The 17,596-nt window shown below is 35.0% G+C and carries 13 protein-coding genes and 2 pseudogenes; 11 read left to right on the top strand and 4 right to left on the bottom strand.

Translation table 11 applies throughout. The features are described from left to right. Nucleotides 1–131: 131 nt before the first annotated feature. From SJY24_RS21205 to SJY24_RS21185, 5 genes are all read left to right on the top strand, one after another. Nucleotides 132–776 carry a LytTR family DNA-binding domain-containing protein gene (locus SJY24_RS21205; RefSeq protein ID WP_000389700.1) on the top strand — a complete coding sequence of 215 codons (645 nt, stop codon included), beginning with the start codon at nt 132–134 and terminating at the stop codon, nt 774–776. 127 nt (nt 777–903) lie between these two features. Beyond that, nucleotides 904–2,418 (top strand): succinyl-CoA:acetate CoA-transferase ScpC, encoded by a 1,515-nt coding sequence (gene scpC, locus SJY24_RS21200; RefSeq protein WP_377866083.1) that lies wholly within the window; start codon nt 904–906, stop codon nt 2,416–2,418. 230 nt (nt 2,419–2,648) lie between these two features. Continuing rightward, the gene (locus SJY24_RS21195; RefSeq protein WP_377866082.1) at nt 2,649–3,092 is read left to right on the top strand and encodes a GNAT family N-acetyltransferase; all 444 of its coding nucleotides are present in this window, start codon (nt 2,649–2,651) and stop codon (nt 3,090–3,092) included. A gap of 27 nt (nt 3,093–3,119) precedes the next feature. Next, entirely contained in the window at nt 3,120–3,479 is a 360-nt protein-coding gene (locus SJY24_RS21190; RefSeq protein WP_377866081.1) for a YunG family protein, read from the top strand. 53 nt (nt 3,480–3,532) lie between these two features. Continuing rightward, nucleotides 3,533–4,858, top strand: coding sequence for a bifunctional S-methyl-5'-thioadenosine deaminase/S-adenosylhomocysteine deaminase (locus SJY24_RS21185; protein ID WP_377866080.1), 1,326 nt, complete (start codon nt 3,533–3,535; stop codon nt 4,856–4,858). 208 nt (nt 4,859–5,066) lie between these two features. Here the strand turns inward: SJY24_RS21185 and SJY24_RS21180 are convergent. Next, a pseudogene (locus SJY24_RS21180) lies at nt 5,067–6,442 on the bottom strand (alpha/beta hydrolase). A 634-nt stretch (nt 6,443–7,076) separates the two neighbouring features. Between SJY24_RS21180 and SJY24_RS21175 the strand changes: the two are divergent. Further along, a complete protein-coding gene (locus SJY24_RS21175) occupies nt 7,077–8,702 on the top strand; it encodes a peptide ABC transporter substrate-binding protein (protein WP_377866079.1) in 1,626 nt (541 codons plus the stop codon). A 54-nt stretch (nt 8,703–8,756) separates the two neighbouring features. Here SJY24_RS21175 and SJY24_RS21170 read toward each other — a convergent pair whose 3' ends face one another. Further along, nucleotides 8,757–9,287: a GNAT family N-acetyltransferase gene (locus SJY24_RS21170; protein WP_000483989.1), complete on the bottom strand. Its 531-nt coding sequence runs from the start codon at nt 9,285–9,287 to the stop codon at nt 8,757–8,759. Nucleotides 9,288–9,430: 143 nt separating this feature from the next. Here SJY24_RS21170 and SJY24_RS21165 point away from each other — a divergent pair, with 143 nt between their 5' ends. The 3 genes and pseudogenes from SJY24_RS21165 to SJY24_RS21155 all read left to right on the top strand — a co-directional run bounded on the left by SJY24_RS21165 (nt 9,431) and on the right by SJY24_RS21155 (nt 12,128). After that, entirely contained in the window at nt 9,431–10,129 is a 699-nt protein-coding gene (locus tag SJY24_RS21165) for a response regulator transcription factor (RefSeq protein WP_377866078.1), read from the top strand. Further along, nucleotides 10,119–11,186 carry a sensor histidine kinase gene (locus SJY24_RS21160; RefSeq protein WP_377866077.1) on the top strand — a complete coding sequence of 356 codons (1,068 nt, stop codon included), beginning with the start codon at nt 10,119–10,121 and terminating at the stop codon, nt 11,184–11,186. Before SJY24_RS21165 ends, SJY24_RS21160 begins: the two co-directional genes overlap by 11 nt. Nucleotides 11,187–11,268: 82 nt before the next feature. Next, nucleotides 11,269–12,128, top strand: a pseudogene (locus SJY24_RS21155) (M23 family metallopeptidase). Nucleotides 12,129–12,184: 56 nt separating this feature from the next. Here the strand turns inward: SJY24_RS21155 and SJY24_RS21150 are convergent. Next, entirely contained in the window at nt 12,185–13,480 is a 1,296-nt protein-coding gene (locus tag SJY24_RS21150; protein WP_377866076.1) for an Nramp family divalent metal transporter, read from the bottom strand. Nucleotides 13,481–13,972: 492 nt separating this feature from the next. Between SJY24_RS21150 and trhO the strand changes: the two genes are divergently transcribed. After that, nucleotides 13,973–14,932 (top strand): oxygen-dependent tRNA uridine(34) hydroxylase TrhO, encoded by a 960-nt coding sequence (trhO, locus tag SJY24_RS21145; protein WP_377866075.1) that lies wholly within the window; start codon nt 13,973–13,975, stop codon nt 14,930–14,932. A 48-nt stretch (nt 14,933–14,980) separates the two neighbouring features. On the opposite strand, the gene SJY24_RS21140 is transcribed toward trhO, so the two are convergent. Next, nucleotides 14,981–16,456, bottom strand: coding sequence for a hypothetical protein (locus tag SJY24_RS21140; RefSeq protein ID WP_377866074.1), 1,476 nt, complete (start codon nt 16,454–16,456; stop codon nt 14,981–14,983). Between the two features lie 175 nt (nt 16,457–16,631). On the opposite strand from SJY24_RS21140, the gene panE reads away from it, so the two are divergent. Beyond that, nucleotides 16,632–17,576, top strand: coding sequence for a 2-dehydropantoate 2-reductase (gene panE, locus SJY24_RS21135; RefSeq protein ID WP_377866073.1), 945 nt, complete (start codon nt 16,632–16,634; stop codon nt 17,574–17,576). Nucleotides 17,577–17,596 lie beyond the last annotated feature (20 nt).

The raw sequence follows: 17,596 nt of genomic DNA, 5'->3' as shown, positions 1-17,596 counted from the left end.
GAGAAACAATTATGGAAGTAAGAAAATTGATAGTAATTGAAGCTAGTGAATTAAGTGAACTTGCACTACATGTAAAAGCAACAGCTGCCCGTTCATAATAGTAGTATAATAGTAAATGAGGTGTTAATAATATGGAAGATAAAACATTAGGTATACTACTAGATGTTGTTGGGGAATTATTTTCAGATGAAATATCAATCGCCGTTTCAAATACGAAAGAATATATTTACTATCGACCAAGCAAACGAATTGATTTAAAGATTAGTGCTGGGGATCCTATTAAAGAAGGAACGATCGCTCATAAAGCAATGGTAACGAAGCAAAAAGCCTCTGAATTTATTAACCGGGATGTTTTCGGTATTCCTTATCATGGAATGGCCGTACCATTTTCAAATAATGGAAAGATTGAAGGTTGCGTGACGGCAATTTATCCAGCTTTAACGGATGGTAAGTCAGTCGTTACTTTAAAAACAACAGACGGATGGGTTCCGGTTCCTTTTTCAAAGGTGATGTATTTAGAGGCTAAAGATAAAAAGACGTATGTGAATTCAGAAGAGTTAACAGGAACACATAAGTACTCTCTACAAGAATTCGAATATTTGCTTCCGAAAGATTCATTTATTAGGTGTCACCGTTCATTTATTGTAAATGTTAATCATATTAAAGCGATTTATCCTGATACGCATTCTACTTTTTTACTTTCTATGGATAACGGAGAGAGAGTACCAGTTAGTCAATCATACGCCAGTTATTTTCGTAAGCTTCTAGGATTCTAAATTATTCTGCTTTAGAACCTAGATTTGCTGTTTTATCTGAATTTTCGGCATTGTATACTAAAATCCCTATTTTCATAGTGTTAATGTGTAAAATAATTATGAATATTCATTAAGAGAGGGATTACATATGGAGAATAATTTGGATAGAATCAGGGATCAACGTTTAAAAGATCGGGTAGCTACACCTGAAGAAGCAGCTTCATGGATTAAAAGTGGAATGACTTTAGGATTAAGTGGATTTACACGTGCTGGGGATGTAAAAGCAGTCCCGTTTGCGCTGGTGAACCGAGTGAAGAATGATAAATCTTTTAAAGTAAATGTTTATACAGGGGCTTCCTTAGGTTCGGATGTAGATAAATTATTTGCTGAGGCAGGAATTTTAGGGAAAAGATTGCCTTTCCAAGCCGATGCGACTATGCGAAAAGGAATTAATAACGGAGACTTTTTATTTGTGGATCAGCACTTATCTCATACAGCAGAGCTACTCCGTGCTGACGTTATGGATATAGATGTCGCTATTTTGGAAGCGGTTGCGATTACTGAAGACGGCATGATTATTCCAACCACTTCAATTGGAAATTCCTTAGCATTTTCCTTAAATGCTAAGTCCATTATTATTGAAATGAATATGGCTCAATCTACGCAACTAGAGGGGCTGCATGATTTATATGAACCAGGTAAACAAGGGGAAAGACTTCCGATTCCGCTTACAAAAACGGATGATCGAATTGGAACGATCGGTATCCCGATTGATGCAGAAAAAGTGAAGGGGATTGTGTTTACGAATCAACTGGATTCACCATCGACAATTGTTCCTCCAGATGAAGAAACTGTCATTATGGCACAACATTTAATAGAGTTCCTTCGAGAAGAAGTTAAAGTAGGCCGATTAACAAAGAGTTTAGCACCGTTACAATCGGGAATTGGTTCAGTTGCTAATGCAGTATTGCACGGCATGCTAGATTCGGAGTTTGAAGATTTAGAAGTGTATTCTGAAGTTTTACAAGATGCGGTCTTTGATCTAATGGACGCTGGGAAAGTTAATTTTGCTTCCTGCTGCTCGATCACGCTTTCTGAAGAGAAAATGCAACAAGTATTTTCTAACTTTGAAAAATATCGTGACAAATTAATGATGCGCCCGCAAGAGATTTCTAATCACCCTGAAATCATTCGCCGCCTTGGATTGATCTCGATTAATACCGCTTTAGAATTAGATATATACGGAAATGTTAACTCTACTCACGTTTTAGGTACAAAGATGATGAATGGTATTGGTGGTTCTGGTGATTTTGCGAGAAATGCACGTCTAGCTATATTTGTTACTAAATCGATTGCAAAAGGTGGTAACATTTCAAGTATCGTTCCTTTCGTTTCTCATGTAGACCATACGGAACACGATGTAGATGTTATCGTCACTGAACAAGGCTATGCTGACCTAAGAGGATTAGCGCCAAGAGAAAGAGTGGAACTAATTATTGAGAATTGCGTACATCCAATGTATCGTGACCAGCTAAGAGCTTATTACGAAGAAGCACAAACAAGAGGTGGACAAACTCCTCATGTTTTAGAAAAAGCTTTTTCTTGGCATATTAATTATGCTAAAAATGGAACAATGCTTGAAGCGGTAGTAGAAACTGTATAGGTGTGTATTATAGAAGTAGTAAAACAAATGATTCTTAATATAATATGCCATAAAGGTTAAAAGAGAAAGAACGCCAATTTTCAGGAATGGCGTTCTTTTTCTTTTGAAAAATTGTTATCTATAATAAAGATTTATAAAAATAATCTCTAATCTATGAAAATAAAAGGCTTTTCAAATTATTTTTCGAATCATTTTAATAGTATACATATCGAATGTGAGGAGAAAGAATCATGAAGTTAAGGAAAGCGTTATTAAGTGAAGCGAATGAATTAAGTGAACTTGCACTATATTCAAAAGCAACGTGGAACTATAGTGAAGAATTCATACTTGCTTGTAAGGAAGATTTAACAATTACGGAAGAGTACATAAAAAGTAATTTTGTATATGTTTTGGAAAATGATAATACGAAGATTGGATTTTTCTCATTTTTACGTGACGATAATGCTCTCGATTTTCTATACATGCATCATAGTTACAAAGGGAAAGGGTACGGGAAAATACTTTGGGAGTTTGTAATAGAGCAAGCAAATGAACTAGGAATAAAAAGTTTTACGATTGACAGTGACCCGAATGCAAAAGAGTTTTATTTGAAGATGGGAGCAAAGTTAATCGGAGAGACACCATCAACGGTTTTCAAGGATCGTTTACTGCCTCTTTTGAAATATGATGTGTAAAACTATTAATGTCAGGGGAAGATGAGAGTGGATAATGTGAAGAAAAAACAAATATATGACATGTTAATAAAATCGTGGTCGATTGAAACAAGTTCAAAGTGGACTCTTGAAAATCCAGCAAAGGGACAGTGTGGTGTAACGGCTTTAGTCGTTCAAGATATATGCGGAGGGAAAATCAAAAAGACAAAATTTGGAGAGGAGTGGCACTTTTATAACCTTATAGATGGAAAGGTGTTTGATTTTACAGAGGCACAATTTAATGAAGAAGTGAATTATATGGGCGTGAAATCTAATCGAGAAGAAGCACTTGCAGATACAAATAAAACACAATATAGCATTTTGAAGGAAAAGATAATGAAAGAATTCAAATTATCTTTTGACTCTTAATCTTTAATAAGTTACTATAATGGTGGTAACTTATTAAAGGGAACTTCATAGAGTTGAAAGGGGAAATACTTTTGAAAACAACTTATGTAAACGCTACAATCGTAACGATGAATGAACAAAACGAAGTAATAGAAAATGGATATATCATTGTAGAAAATGATCAAATTATAGATGTGAATAGCGGAGAATTCGCTAATGATTTTGAAGTAGATGAAGTAATTGACATGAAAGGGAAGTGGGTTTTACCAGGGCTTGTAAATACACATACACACGTTGTAATGAGTCTCTTAAGAGGTATTGGCGATGATATGTTATTACAGCCGTGGCTTGAGACGAGAATTTGGCCACTTGAAAGTCAGTTTACACCAGAACTTGCGGTCGCTAGTACGGAATTAGGATTACTTGAAATGGTGAAAAGTGGTACAACATCATTCTCTGACATGTTTAATCCAATTGGAGTAGATCAAGATGCAATTATGGAAACGGTATCAAGGAGTGGGATGCGAGCTGCTGTTTCAAGAACTTTATTTAGCTTCGGAATGAAAGATGATGAAAAGAAAGCAATTGAAGAAGCTGAGAAATATGTGAAGCGTTACTATAACGAAAGTGGTATGTTAACTACGATGGTTGCACCGCATAGTCCATATACATGTTCCACAGAACTGTTAGAAGAATGCGCACGTATTGCAGTAGAAAATCAAACGATGGTTCATATTCACCTTTCGGAAACAGAGCGTGAAGTACGTGATATTGAAGCACAGTACGGAAAACGTCCAGTAGAATATGCAGCAAGTTGCGGATTGTTTAAACGCCCAACAGTTATTGCGCACGGTGTAGTGTTAAATGAAAATGAGCGTGCATATTTAGCAGAACATGATGTTCGAGTGGCACATAACCCGAATAGTAATTTAAAACTAGGATCTGGTATAGCGAATGTAAAAGCGATGCTAGAAGCAGGAATGAAAGTAGGAATTGCAACAGATAGTGTGGCATCTAATAACAATTTAGATATGTTTGAAGAAATGCGTATAGCGACTTTACTGCAAAAAGGTATTCACCAAGATGCAACAGCGTTACCAGTTGAAACAGCTCTTACACTTGCGACTAAAGGAGCTGCTGAAGTAATCGGTATGAAACAAACAGGATCACTTGAGGTTGGAAAGTGTGCCGATTTTATTACGATTGACCCATCTAATAAGCCGCATTTACAACCAGCAGACGAAGTATTATCGCATCTTGTATATGCTGCTAGTGGAAAAGATATTAGCGATGTAATTATTAACGGAAAGCGTGTCGTTTGGAATGGCGAATGTAAAACGTTAGATGAAGAGCGTATTATATTTGAAGCAAGTCGTTATAAACGAGGTTTACAAAGATAGGTATTTTCAGGCTGTGGAGAAAGTCTTCTCCACAGCTCATTTTTGTGCCTGAACCTTCTTTTATGTGCCAGCACTGATAAAAAGAGGGAAAGGAGAGGTTTCTTATTAGTGTTGATTAATAAAATAGAAGAGAATGATTTAGTTAAAATCACTAGTTTCAAAAAAGCCTTCACGCAATGATGATTGCATGAAGGCTTTCAATGTTTTCTTATTTTTTTGTCTCATTGACCCATGTAATAATGTCCTGGATGACGTACTCGGGAACATTTGCAGGGATTTCGTACTCACTTGGAAGACTCAATTCCCCGTCACCCTCCGTGAAGAAATGATTCAATTTCGGGTATTCTTTGAACTGAACATTCCCGCGGTTTGAAAGTCCCTCCTGCCATTTTGTATATTCATCTTTTACTGTTACTTGATAATCGCGTGCCCCTTGCAGAATCAGTAAAGGCTCTTTTCGTGATTTTGCCTCCTCAACTGGACGCCACCTAGTAACATCATACATAAAGTGAGGAGACGGAAACGGAAAATTGTAGTCAGCTGGTGGATGGTCAGGATTGAAAGTAGGATCCAGGATAAAAGCGAACTGTCTTTTTAGTTCATCGATTACTTCCTTTGGTGCCCCAAGGTATTGACTCACATCAATGGCAGTGTCAGTCAAAGGGCGTGCAGGTGGTGCGAGTAAGATACTTCCTCGAACAAGTGAGGAAGGCGCTTTGCTCAGTATACGCGGCATTGTGCCAGCTCCTTGGCTATGTCCGAGAATGAAAATATTATTTGGATCAATGCCTTCCTGCTGCGCTGCTGACTTTGCTGCATATATGGCATCATCTGTAGTATCACGATCTAACGTAACAGGTTCTGCACTCATCTTTAATGCATGTTCTAAGGTACGTTTTTCATAGCGCAACACTGCAATTCCGTTGGATGAAAGGCCCACCGCAAGGTCTCGTAAGATTTTTGTTCCCAAATAGGTAGCATCGCGATCATGGATGCCAGCACCATGAACAAGAACAACTACGGGTACCTTTTCACCAGGCTTATGTTTCGGAACTGTTAATGTGGCTGGTAACGGATAAGTAGAATTTCCAATGACGATTTCACGTTCTTGATAGGAAGCAGGTTGGTCATAGCTAGGATGCGGAATGTAAGATTCCTGGGGCTGCTTTCCCCAACTTCATCTACTTTCCCGCCAGGTGTGAATTTAATGAGTAGCGGTATGGTAGTTCCTTCAATAGCTCCTGGGATTTCCACCGTCTGATGGACCAAGTTTCGTTCTTTTATTACAGGTGTTCCCATGATTTTTATCCCACTTTGTGTCCACCAATTTTGTAATGTGTTTGCTGTAAACTTGGATTGAAAAGCAGCAGACGTCAACTGGAGTGCCTCTGCATACTTACCTTGCTGGAGATATTCAAAAAATAATGATGTACGCTCCGTTAAAGAGACTAGTTTCTTTTCTGCAGATTGTTCCTCACGTGTATCTGCGTGAATAGCTGTTGTAAGCGGGAAAGATGAAACGCCTAAAGAAAAGAGTAGGCTAAAGGAAAGTACTGATTTTTGTATTTTCTTTTTTTTATTCATGTTTTAACCTCCAATATGTGATGGTAAAAAACAGGTATGGTAATTAAAGTTCTGGTGCAAAAACTTCAAAATATCTGCAAGTAATCTCCCGAACTTGGACCTACTGATATTATTACTCTAAAAAAAGACATGATGATTAGTATGGAAAAGAAGAGTCGTCTAAACCATTGATAGGTTTATCTAAAATCAGCCATTCTAGTTTTATCGTAATCTCTCTTCCTTCACTTTATATTTTGACTATACGAAACAAAGCTCTCGTTTTTCTTACTTGATCCTTACAAAATCCTTAAGTGTATAAGATTTGTAAAATACAACTTTCTATCTGAACTTCTTTTTATGTGTCAACACTGATAAAAAGAGAATAAGGAGAGATTTCTTAGGATGGTGCTTTAAAAATCATTGTGGCGAACGTGTATCTGTTTCTGTAGAAGAGTTAGTTCCGAAAGAACATTTCCTTCATACAATTGAGGCGACAATAAATTTTGATTTTATTAAGGAGAAGCTATCCTTTTTTAAAAGGATAGCTTTTTTTCTTGAACGAATAAATATTCAAAAGAATGTCGCATCTTTCTGTTCATATTTCTGCTATAATATATAACGCTTTATAATATTTTATACTTAAGGAGAACAATTCATGAAGCGAAAAAAGAGCCATTTAATGGTAATGGCACTTGTTACAACTTTATTATTAACAGCTTGTAATAATAAAGCGAATAAAAGTGACACAGAGGCAAAAAAACAAGTATTAAATGTAACGGTATCAGAAGAAATACCTTCTCTTGATACTGCGAAAACGATGGATGGTACATCAGCGCACGTTATGCAAAACATATTTGAAGGGTTGTATGTATTAGATGATCAAGATCAGCCTATTCCAGCAGTAGCAAAATCGTTTAAAAGAAGTGAAGATGGTAAAAAATATACATTTGATTTGCGTAAAGATGCAAAATGGTCAAATGGAGACAGTGTAACAGCAAATGATTTTATGTTTGCGTGGAAACGTGCAATTAGCCCTGAAACAGCGTCTCAATATGCGTATATGCTCTTTTACGTGAAAAATGCGAAAGAGATAAATAAGGGAACAATGCCTCTTGATGAACTTGGGGTTAAAGTTATAAATGATTATAAGTTAGAAGTGGAATTAGAACAGCCAATTCCTTATTTTTTACAGTTGTTAGCACTACCTATTTATTTACCGCAGCATGAATCATTTTTGAAAGAACAAGGAAAGAATTATGCATTGGAACCTAGTAATCTCATATATAACGGCCCATTTGTATTAGAGAAATGGAAGCATGAACAAGAGTTTCAATTAAAGAAGAATGTTACATATTGGGATGAAAAGAAAGTGAAGTTAGACGAAATAAACTTCCAAATTGTAAAGGATACAATGACGGTTGTTAATTTATACGAAGCTGGTGATTTGGATCGAGTGCCTATTAATTCTCAATTTGTAGACAAGTATAAAGGAAGTAAGGAATTACATATGTCGAGCGATCCAGGAATTGCTATGCTACGTTTTAATGAAAAAAATAATGCGTTAGCAAATAAGAAAGTGCGTCAGTCTATCTCATTCGCTTTAAATAAAGAAGATTTCGTTTCTCACTTTATTAATAACGGGGCAAAGTCTGCAAGCGGACTTGTACCGGTTGGTCATATAAATGAGGAGACTGGTAAAGATTTTAGAAAAGAAAACGGAGATCTTTCTCCATATGATTTGCAAAATGCGAAAAAGATTTGGGAAGAAGCGAAAAAAGAACTGGGAGTAGAGCAAGTAAACCTCGAATTTTTAACATATGAACAAGATAATGCAAAACGTATGGCAGAATATATAAAAGGTGACTTAGAAAAGAATTTGCAAGGACTCACGATACAAATTAAACAACAGCCATTTAAGCAAAAGTTACAGTTAGAACAAATGGGAGATTACGATATATCTATGGCAAATTGGGGACCTGATTATAAAGACCCAATTAGTTATTTAGAGCTCTTTACGACGGGGAATCCGAATAACAAAATGAATTATTCTAACCGTCACTACGATGAATTAATAAAGAAAGCGAAAAGCAATCTAGTACTAGATCAGAAGAAAAGATGGGAAGCATTGCAAGAGGCCGAGCGTATTTTATTAGAGGATGCCGCGGTCGCACCGCTTTATCAAATGGGCTCAGCTTACATACAAAAGGATTACGTAAAAGGAATTAAGAAGCATCAATTTGGTGGTGTTTATACTTATAAGAATGCTCATATCACAAATTAATATATGCGAAAAAACCTTACTTTTTAAAAGTAAGGTTTTTTCGCATATATTCTATTAAACCGATTTTAATAAAGAATAATAATTCGTGTCATAGGGGATATCATCTTGATACATATAGTTTTTCAGAATACCTTCTTTTTCAAATCCTAATTTTAATAGTACTGTATTGGAAGCTTCATTTTCAAGAAAGACAATCGCCCCAATCCGTTTTAAATGAAGTGTGTTGAAACCGTATGATATAACATCAGAAACCGCTTCAGTCGCATATCCATTTCCCCAGTGTTCAGGCAAAAAGGCATAACTAATATTTGCTCGTTTATGTTCAGAAGACCAATCATGAAAACCAATTGTTCCAATGATTCCTTTCTTGTCTTTTATTTCGATGCCCCATTTAATACCGTGTCTTTCATTGTAACTCAACTTAAAATTGTTAAGGATTTGCTTTACTTGATCGAGATTTTGTAATGGTTTTTGGCCATAATGGCGCAGGACATCGGAATTAGAAAAGCAATCTAATATACTCGGTGCATCTTCTTCAGTAAGTTCTCTTAAAATAAGTCGCTCAGTTTTTAATATAGGAAACATGCCTTCACTCCTGTTCATATGAAACTAGAATGTATTTGTTATTGTATACTTTAATCTGAAAATAAAGATTATTCAAGGTGTAATGATGATTTTAATTTATGTTAAAATTGATTGTGGAATATATTTCAAAAAGAGGTTTAGATATGGAGAAAAACTCAATTTTAGTTGTAGATGATGATCGAGATATTATTCGATTCATTAACGTAAATTTAGAGCAAGAAGGTTTTACTGTTTTTAGTGCTGACAACGGAGAAGAGGCGTTAGAGGTATTGAATAATAATGATGTTCAACTTGCTATCCTTGATGTTATGATGCCTCAAATGGATGGAATTGAATTGTGTAGAAGGATAAGAGAGAAATATAGTTTGCCAATTATGTTTTTAAGTGCTAAATCATCAGATATAGATAAAGTAATTGGATTTAGCACTGGGGCAGATGATTATATTGTGAAGCCGTTTAGTACAATTGAATTTATAGCAAGAGTGAAGGCTCAATTAAGAAGGTATACATATTTTAATCAAAATGCTGTCCAAGTAATAGAAAAGAAAATAAACATTAGAGGTTTAGAAATAGATGAAGTGTCGAGAACAGTAATGTTATATGGAGAAACTATCAATCTTACGAAAACTGAATATGATATTTTGTACTTAATGGCCGCTGCAAAGAATCGTGTGTTCACTATTGAAGAAATATATGAGAGCGTTTGGAAAGAAAGAGCCTATGAAAGTAATAATACAGTAATGGTTCATATTGCAAGATTAAGAAATAAAATTGAAGAGAATCCAAAAGAGCCGAAGTTTATTCAAAATGTTTGGGGAGTCGGATATAAAATTGAAGATTAAATCATTACAAGGCATTAGAGCTAAGTTTTTTATCGCATTCATATGTAGCATTTTGTTAGCAACTGTAAGTATAATAGCGTTTCAAATTGTAGTTGGAAATATATATAGTCATGTTACTGCATTAGAGGAAAAATATTCATTGTTATATTTAATAGCTTTTTTAACTTTTACTACAATATACTTTGCATTCATGACAAAAACAATGATGAAAAGATTATCTGAAATTAACAAGAGTGTGAAGGAAATAAGTAGTGGTAATTTTGAAATACATATACCTATTTCAAAAAATGACGAGATTGGTGAATTAGCGGCGAATGTTAATAGGATGGCTAAAAGTTTAAAAGAGTCTATCGAAAATGAAAAAAAATCGCAGGAAACGAAAAATGAAATGATTAGCAATATTTCTCATGACTTACGAACACCTGTAACATCTCTAATCGGTTACGCGGACCTGTTAGGAAATCAGCTTCATTCAAATGGAGAAGAATGTGAACAGTATGTAAGTATATTAAAGCGAAAAAGTTATGAATTAAAAAATCAAGTAGATGACTTATTAGAATATTGTCAAATAAATTATAGAGAAATCGAATTACATAAAAGTGTAGTAAATATGAAAGCGTTCATTGAACAAATCATGATTGATTTTGTACCACTACTAGATGATGCCGATATGAGCTTTTGTATTAACGGTGATAAGGAGTTACATGTGGAAATGGATGTAGCGCTTATGGTGAGGCTGTTCGAAAATGTAATTAGTAATAGTATTATGTACGGGAAAGACGGAAAACAGATTTTGATTCAAATTTCTAAAAGAGACATGAATGTTGAAATAGAAATTAAAAATTTTGGACAATGCATTCCGAATGAGAACCTTCCTTACGTTTTTGAGAAGTTTTATCGTGGTGAAAAATCACGTAGCTCTCATACGGGTGGAAAAGGAATGGGACTTGCAATTGCGAGAAGTATAGGGGAACTTCATAAAGGAGATATCACTGTACGTAGTAACGATAAAGAAACGGTTTTCACTATTGTTTTACCGCATTATAAAGAATTGTAAGAAAGTCGTAAGGATTTCTTTTGTATGTCGTAATTTTCATTTCGTATCATGTAGAACAAAGATATGAGAGTGGGGATACAACATGTGGAAGAAATATGTATTAGTAATTTTAGTTGTGTTTTTAATGATAAGTTGGAGTGTAGTTTATTTAGCTAATGGTGTTATATCAGTCATTGTTTGGTGGAGTATACAAGCTTTTAGCTTAGTATCAATCTTTATTTTGATAGGTTCAGTATTACTAATTGTGTGCAAAATCATTTTCAGAAATCGAATAGATAGAGCGCTACTCTTCATAGTCCTTTTCTCTATAATTGGAGCTTGACCCTTAGGATGGTTCGCTAACATAGGTGGACTTGCCTACCCAGCAGATATACAGTCTATGAGCCCTAAAGTAGTCGTTCGCTTTCCTTTGAATGAACGAGCGCTAGTGGGCTGGGGCGGTGATCGATTAGAAACGAACTATCATGTTATAAAACCAAATGAACGATGGGCATACGATATTCTTATTCCGCCTGCTGAAGTGAAAAGTAGTAAGTTAGAGGATTATGGAATATATGGAGCGGAAGTAATGGCGCCAGCTTCTGGAACAATTGTATCAATTGATAATGATGAAAAAGATTTAGTTCCGGGATCAGATGATTTTCGGTCAATGGCGGGGAATCATATTTATTTACGACTAGATGAATCAGGGACATTTTTGATTCTTGCCCATTTAAAGAAAGGATCAATTAAAGTGAGGGAAGGACAACATGTAGATGAAGGAGAGGTACTTGCTCAAGTCGGTAACTCAGGAAGTTCAAGTGAACCACATTTACATATCCATCATCAAAGGCAGGATCCATCCAAGGTCAGTATGTTTTTTACAGAAGGGTTACCCTTTACTTTAGAACTGAAAAAGGAGCGACGATGCCGGAAAGAGGCGCATACATAAGTGGTAATTAGAAGGGAATTACTTCGCTAAAAAAGGTATTCCAGTTTTATTGGAATACCTTTTTTCATTAACCTACAAATGTTTGATACAGTAAGAAAATATTTAAAATGATAACAAGTGAAGCAATTATCCAAGCGATAAAGGTGGTAATGCGATGGTTAACAAGTGCGCCCATAATCTTTTTATTACTTGTGAACATGATGAGTGGTACTAATGCAAAAGCAATACCGAATGATAATACAACTTGGCTCATTACGAGAGCGTAAGTTGGGTTTACACCTAAAGCAATAATAACTAGTGGTGGAATCATTGTAATAAATCGGCGTAAATATAACGGAATATGCATGCGAATGAATCCTTGCATAATAATGTCACCTGACATTGTACCGACAGAAGAGCTAGATAGTCCTGCTGATAAGAGCCCAATTCCAAATAACGCAGCTGATACAGGACCGACTAAGTTGCTAAACTGAGTGTATGCGACATCTAAATCTTCAACGTGCATACCGTTTTTAAAGAATAGTGCAGCTGCTACAATTAACATACTCGCATTAATTGCTCCAGCGATAACCATTGCGATAATGATATCAATAAACTCGAAGCGGAAAATTTTTTTCTTTTGTTCATCATTTGTTCCGACTACGCGGCGCTGCGTTAAGGCCGAATGTAAATATATCGCGTGCGGCATTACTGTTGCACCTAAAATTCCAGCTGCTAAAAGGATGCTATCTACACCTTGGAATTTTGGAGTGAAAAGTCCTGAGAGTAGAGGGCTTAATTCCGGTTTTGCGTAAAAGACTTGGATACCAAAAGCGATAACAACGATAAAAATCATCCCCGTAATGATAGCTTCTAGTGGGCGAAATCCTCTGCGTTGAAACTCAAGAATAATAAATGATCCGACTGCTGTAATTAAAGCAGCTGGTAACATCGGAATTCCAAATAATAAATACAATCCAAGTGCTGCCCCGATAAATTCAGCTAAATCTGTAGCCATTATAACGAGTTCACCTTGAATCCATAAGCCAATAGACACAGGTTTTGGAAAGTGTTCGCGAGCGATTTCAGGTAAATTATTTCCCGTAGCAATTCCTAATTTAGCTGATAAAGTTTGAATTAATACTGCCATTAAGTTAGAAGCGAATATAACCCATAATAGTAAATATCCATATTGTGAACCAGCTGCGATATTTGTAGCAAAGTTACCAGGGTCAATATAAGCAACTGACGCGATAAAAGCGGGTCCTAAAAACGGTAACAGTCTTTTAAAGCCTTTCGTTTCTCCACTTAAAGCTAAGTGTGCTGATTGAACAGTTGTACTTTGAGGAGGGACTTGTTCATCTTTGGTTATATCTTTATTCATAGTAGTTTTCCCCTTTGAAATGTTAACTTGATGAAATTATTGTAAGTATTCTTATTGTTTATTTCAATACATTTAAATGTATTAGATGATATTTTTTATTTGAACATAAATGTTTCCTTAGTGCAAATTATATGCCTTAACGCAATGGATGGTGTGGTGTTATGAAAAATTGGGAGTTTATGGTGTGATCACGTGGGGAAACATAATGAATTAAAGGGCTATTTTTGAAATTTATGTGAACATAGAGCCTATATTACAGCATATTAATTGATGGAAATGAAATTGTATGATATATAATATATTGGGATTACCACATAACCATAGTGTTTTGTGATGTAATCTTGTTTTTATTTTTGTTAACTTATAGAAAAAATTGTAAATAGAAGAAAATAGGCTAAGTACAATTTAGTATGTATTTTCTTATTATATATGTTTTGATATGAACGTTAACTTATACATGATTTTAAAATTTAGATAGGTGGTAGAAATACATTGGCAACTACAAAACCATATAGAGTATTACTATATTACATGTACACAACAATTGAAAATCCAGAAGAATTTGCTGAACAGCATTTAGAATTTTGTAAATCACTTGAGTTAAAAGGAAGAATTCTTGTAGCGACAGAAGGAATTAATGGAACTTGTTCTGGAACTGTTGAGCAAACAGAAAAATACGTGGAAGCGATGAACAATGACCCACGTTTTGCTGGAATCGTATTTAAAATTGATGAGGCAGATGAACATGCATTTAAGAAAATGCACGTACGCCCTCGTCCAGAGTTAGTTACACTTCGTCTAGAAGACGACATTAACCCAAAAGAAATTACTGGGAAGTATTTAGAACCAAAAGATTTTTATGAGGCAATGAAACAAGAAGATACAGTTATCATTGATGCACGAAATGATTATGAATTTGATTTAGGACACTTCAAAGGTGCAATTAAACCAGATATTGAATCGTTCCGTGAATTACCAGATTGGATTAGAGAAAATAAAGAAACACTTGAAGGTAAAAAGATTTTAACGTACTGTACAGGTGGAATTCGTTGTGAGAAGTTCTCTGGTTGGTTAGTTCGTGAAGGTTATGAAGATGTAAGTCAGCTTCATGGCGGAATTGTAACATACGGAAAAGACCCAGAAGTACAGGGGGAACTTTGGGATGGCCAATGTTACGTATTTGATGAGCGTATCGCTGTACCAGTAAACCAAAAAGAGCACGTTATCGTTGGTAAAGATCACTTTACAGGTGAACCTTGTGAGCGCTATGTAAACTGTGCAAACCCTGAATGTAACAAGAAAATTTTATGTTCTGAAGAAAGTGAAGCACAACATTTACGTGCATGTTCTCATGAATGTCGTGTACACCCACGTAATCGTTATATCGTGCAACACGAATTAACAGAAGAACAAGTAGCTGCTACATTAGAAAAAATCGAAGCAGGGAAGTAAGCATAATAGAAAACAGATGGTAGCATCGTGCTGCCATCTGTTTTTTAGTTACTTTGTACTATCCTTCTCTTTCACAGCAGAAAGTACAGTTTGTTTTACCCATGCTTTTCTTCGTTTATGTTGTACACTCCATTGGTATAAACTTTGTATACCTAAAATAAGTGAAATGACTATGCCACTAATCGCTATTAATAGAGCAAAAAATTCAAAAGGCGATGATATTTTGTTTGAATCGGTGTTTCTTAAAAGATCAATCATAGTAAACCCTAACATTTGGCCTACAACAGAGTAGAGCGTTAAAATTAATAATAAGAGGCTATCTTTTTTTGAAGCAACATTTTCTTGATATTTAAATAAACTATCGAGATTTTGTTTCGCGTTCGTGTACAGTACTTCAATGTTAAAAAGTTTTCTTAGACGAAAGAAAATATCTTCACTTTGTGATTGTGATACTAATTCTAAAGAAAAATAATTAGCTGTAAACGAATTTATTGAATAAATTAATTTCTCTATCTCATTTGTATCTTGTTCAATATTTAGTTCAGCATAAGCGTTTGCCATCTTTAATAAAACAACTTTATGAAATAAATTTAATAATAAAGCGTAATAAAACTCCCCGTACATTTGACTAGCAAGTTTAGCGAATTCGTGTTCACCCTCGTTTGTTATACATGTGAAAATATGTTCTTCCATAATAAAGTAGCGATTAGGAGCCCATCTTTGATAAGAATGTTTAGTTAAATAATCTTGAATATAATGAACATTATTTGCACTAATATATGGCTTACCATCATCTGATAATCCGGAAAGACTGGAAGCTCGATATACATCGATTATATGAAGGTCTGACTCTTTGTTTATGGATAATAGAGTTTGTACATACATTCGCTGGTCTTCAAAGAAAGGGAATGTTTGAAAGTAAGAACTCCGCAATCTCTTGTTCTCAAAGAAGTCTGTTAAACCATGAAATAAATCACCGAATATAAGTTTTTCTACTTGTGAATATTTTTTCCCATCACATTCAATACAAATAGTCTCAGTCGTATCACTTTTAGTTTCAAGTACACGGAAGCGAGCCGCGAATTCAATCGCTTCTGATAATGTCATGTTAGGAGCGGTTTTTATTTCTGTCCGAATTGTTAAGAACCCAAGCTCATAAGGACAAAGTGTTACATCAATAGAATGTATCTTGAATGGAACGGAAATAAGGTTAGTTGTTAAATGTCCATTTAAATTAAGGTCTTTAGAATAGCGCTGTAATCCTTTTTGATGTTCTGAATGAGGAAAGAGAATTTTATTCGTAAAGGAAAGATAGTATGCTTCCATATTTTGATGTGAAACTTGAAATTTCCCGTAATATGTATTTTCATCTTCAAGATGATCGAGTCGAAAAGGTCGAAAATCATTTTTTTGTAAGAAAGGGAACATATTTTGTTCATATCCAGTTTTAAACGAAAACGGGAATATAAATTGAAATATAGCTGTTGTTACATCTTTTTCCTCGATTGTTTGTATTGCCTCCATTTATATTGTTTCCTTTCCGTATAAGCTATAGAAACAACATGCCCAATTTTTCTTGAAAATAACCTCTCTTGTTCATTAGATTAAGAATGAAAATTCAGCTTATTTAGCAAGGGACATGTATAATGTTATGTATACTAAAATTAGTATAGTTGTGTTAGAAAAAGGGGGATGTTGTATGCGTATTTTAGTATTAGGAGCTGGGGGCGTTGGCGGATTTTTCGGTGGCCGATTAGTAGAAAAGGGAGAAGATGTTACATTTCTCGTTCGTAGCAAAAGAAAACAGCAATTAGAAGAAAAAGGCCTTGTTATTCGTAGTGTTAATGGAGATTTTTCATTTCAACCGAAATTGATAACGAAAGAAGATAGAGCGACTCCATTTGATGTGATTTTATTTTCAACAAAAGCGTATCATTTACACGAGGCGACCATAGATTTAAAGCCGTTTGTAGGTGAAAATACTGTAATAATCCCATTGTTAAATGGTATCGCTCATTTATCACTATTACAAAAGGAATTCGGTGAAGAGAAAGTAATTGGCGGTTTATGCTTTATCGAGACGACATTAAACGGTCAAGGAGAAATTGTACAAACGAGTGCTGCCAACAGACTTGTATTTGGAGAAATTAAGTCTCAAGATTCAGAGAGAATCAATCATATTTCCAAAGCATTTGCAGGTACGAAATCTAGTTTTGTTTTAAGTGAAAATATTACGCAAGATATGTGGCATAAATATTTATTTATTACTGTAATGTCAGGTGTGACAACATTAATGCGTGCACCAATAGGACCGATTCGCGAAAGCGAAGGTGGACGCGATTTTATCCAAAACTTATTTGAAGAATCTGTGCAAATTATGAGGGCATTAGGAGCTCCGGTAAAGGAAAACATTGCCCAGGAACATATGAAAACAATTGATAAAATTTCGTATGATATGAAGTCATCGATGCAGCGTGATATGGAAAAAGGTTCGTCCATTGAAGCGAAGCACTTACAAGGCTATTTACTGGATTTAGCAGAGCAATTTTCTATAGAAGCACCATTATTAGGAGCAGTATATCAAAATTTAAAAGTGTATGAAGAAATGGTCTTTAACAAATCGGCAATAGAATTGGATGTATGAAAAAATAAAAAAGAAAGCAA

This window comes from Bacillus sp. R86525 (assembly GCF_042466195.1).
GTDB lineage: Bacteria > Bacillota > Bacilli > Bacillales > Bacillaceae_G > Bacillus_A > Bacillus_A nitratireducens.
Note: the sequence above shows the minus strand (reverse complement) of the source record. Positions and strands in the feature narration are given on the sequence as shown.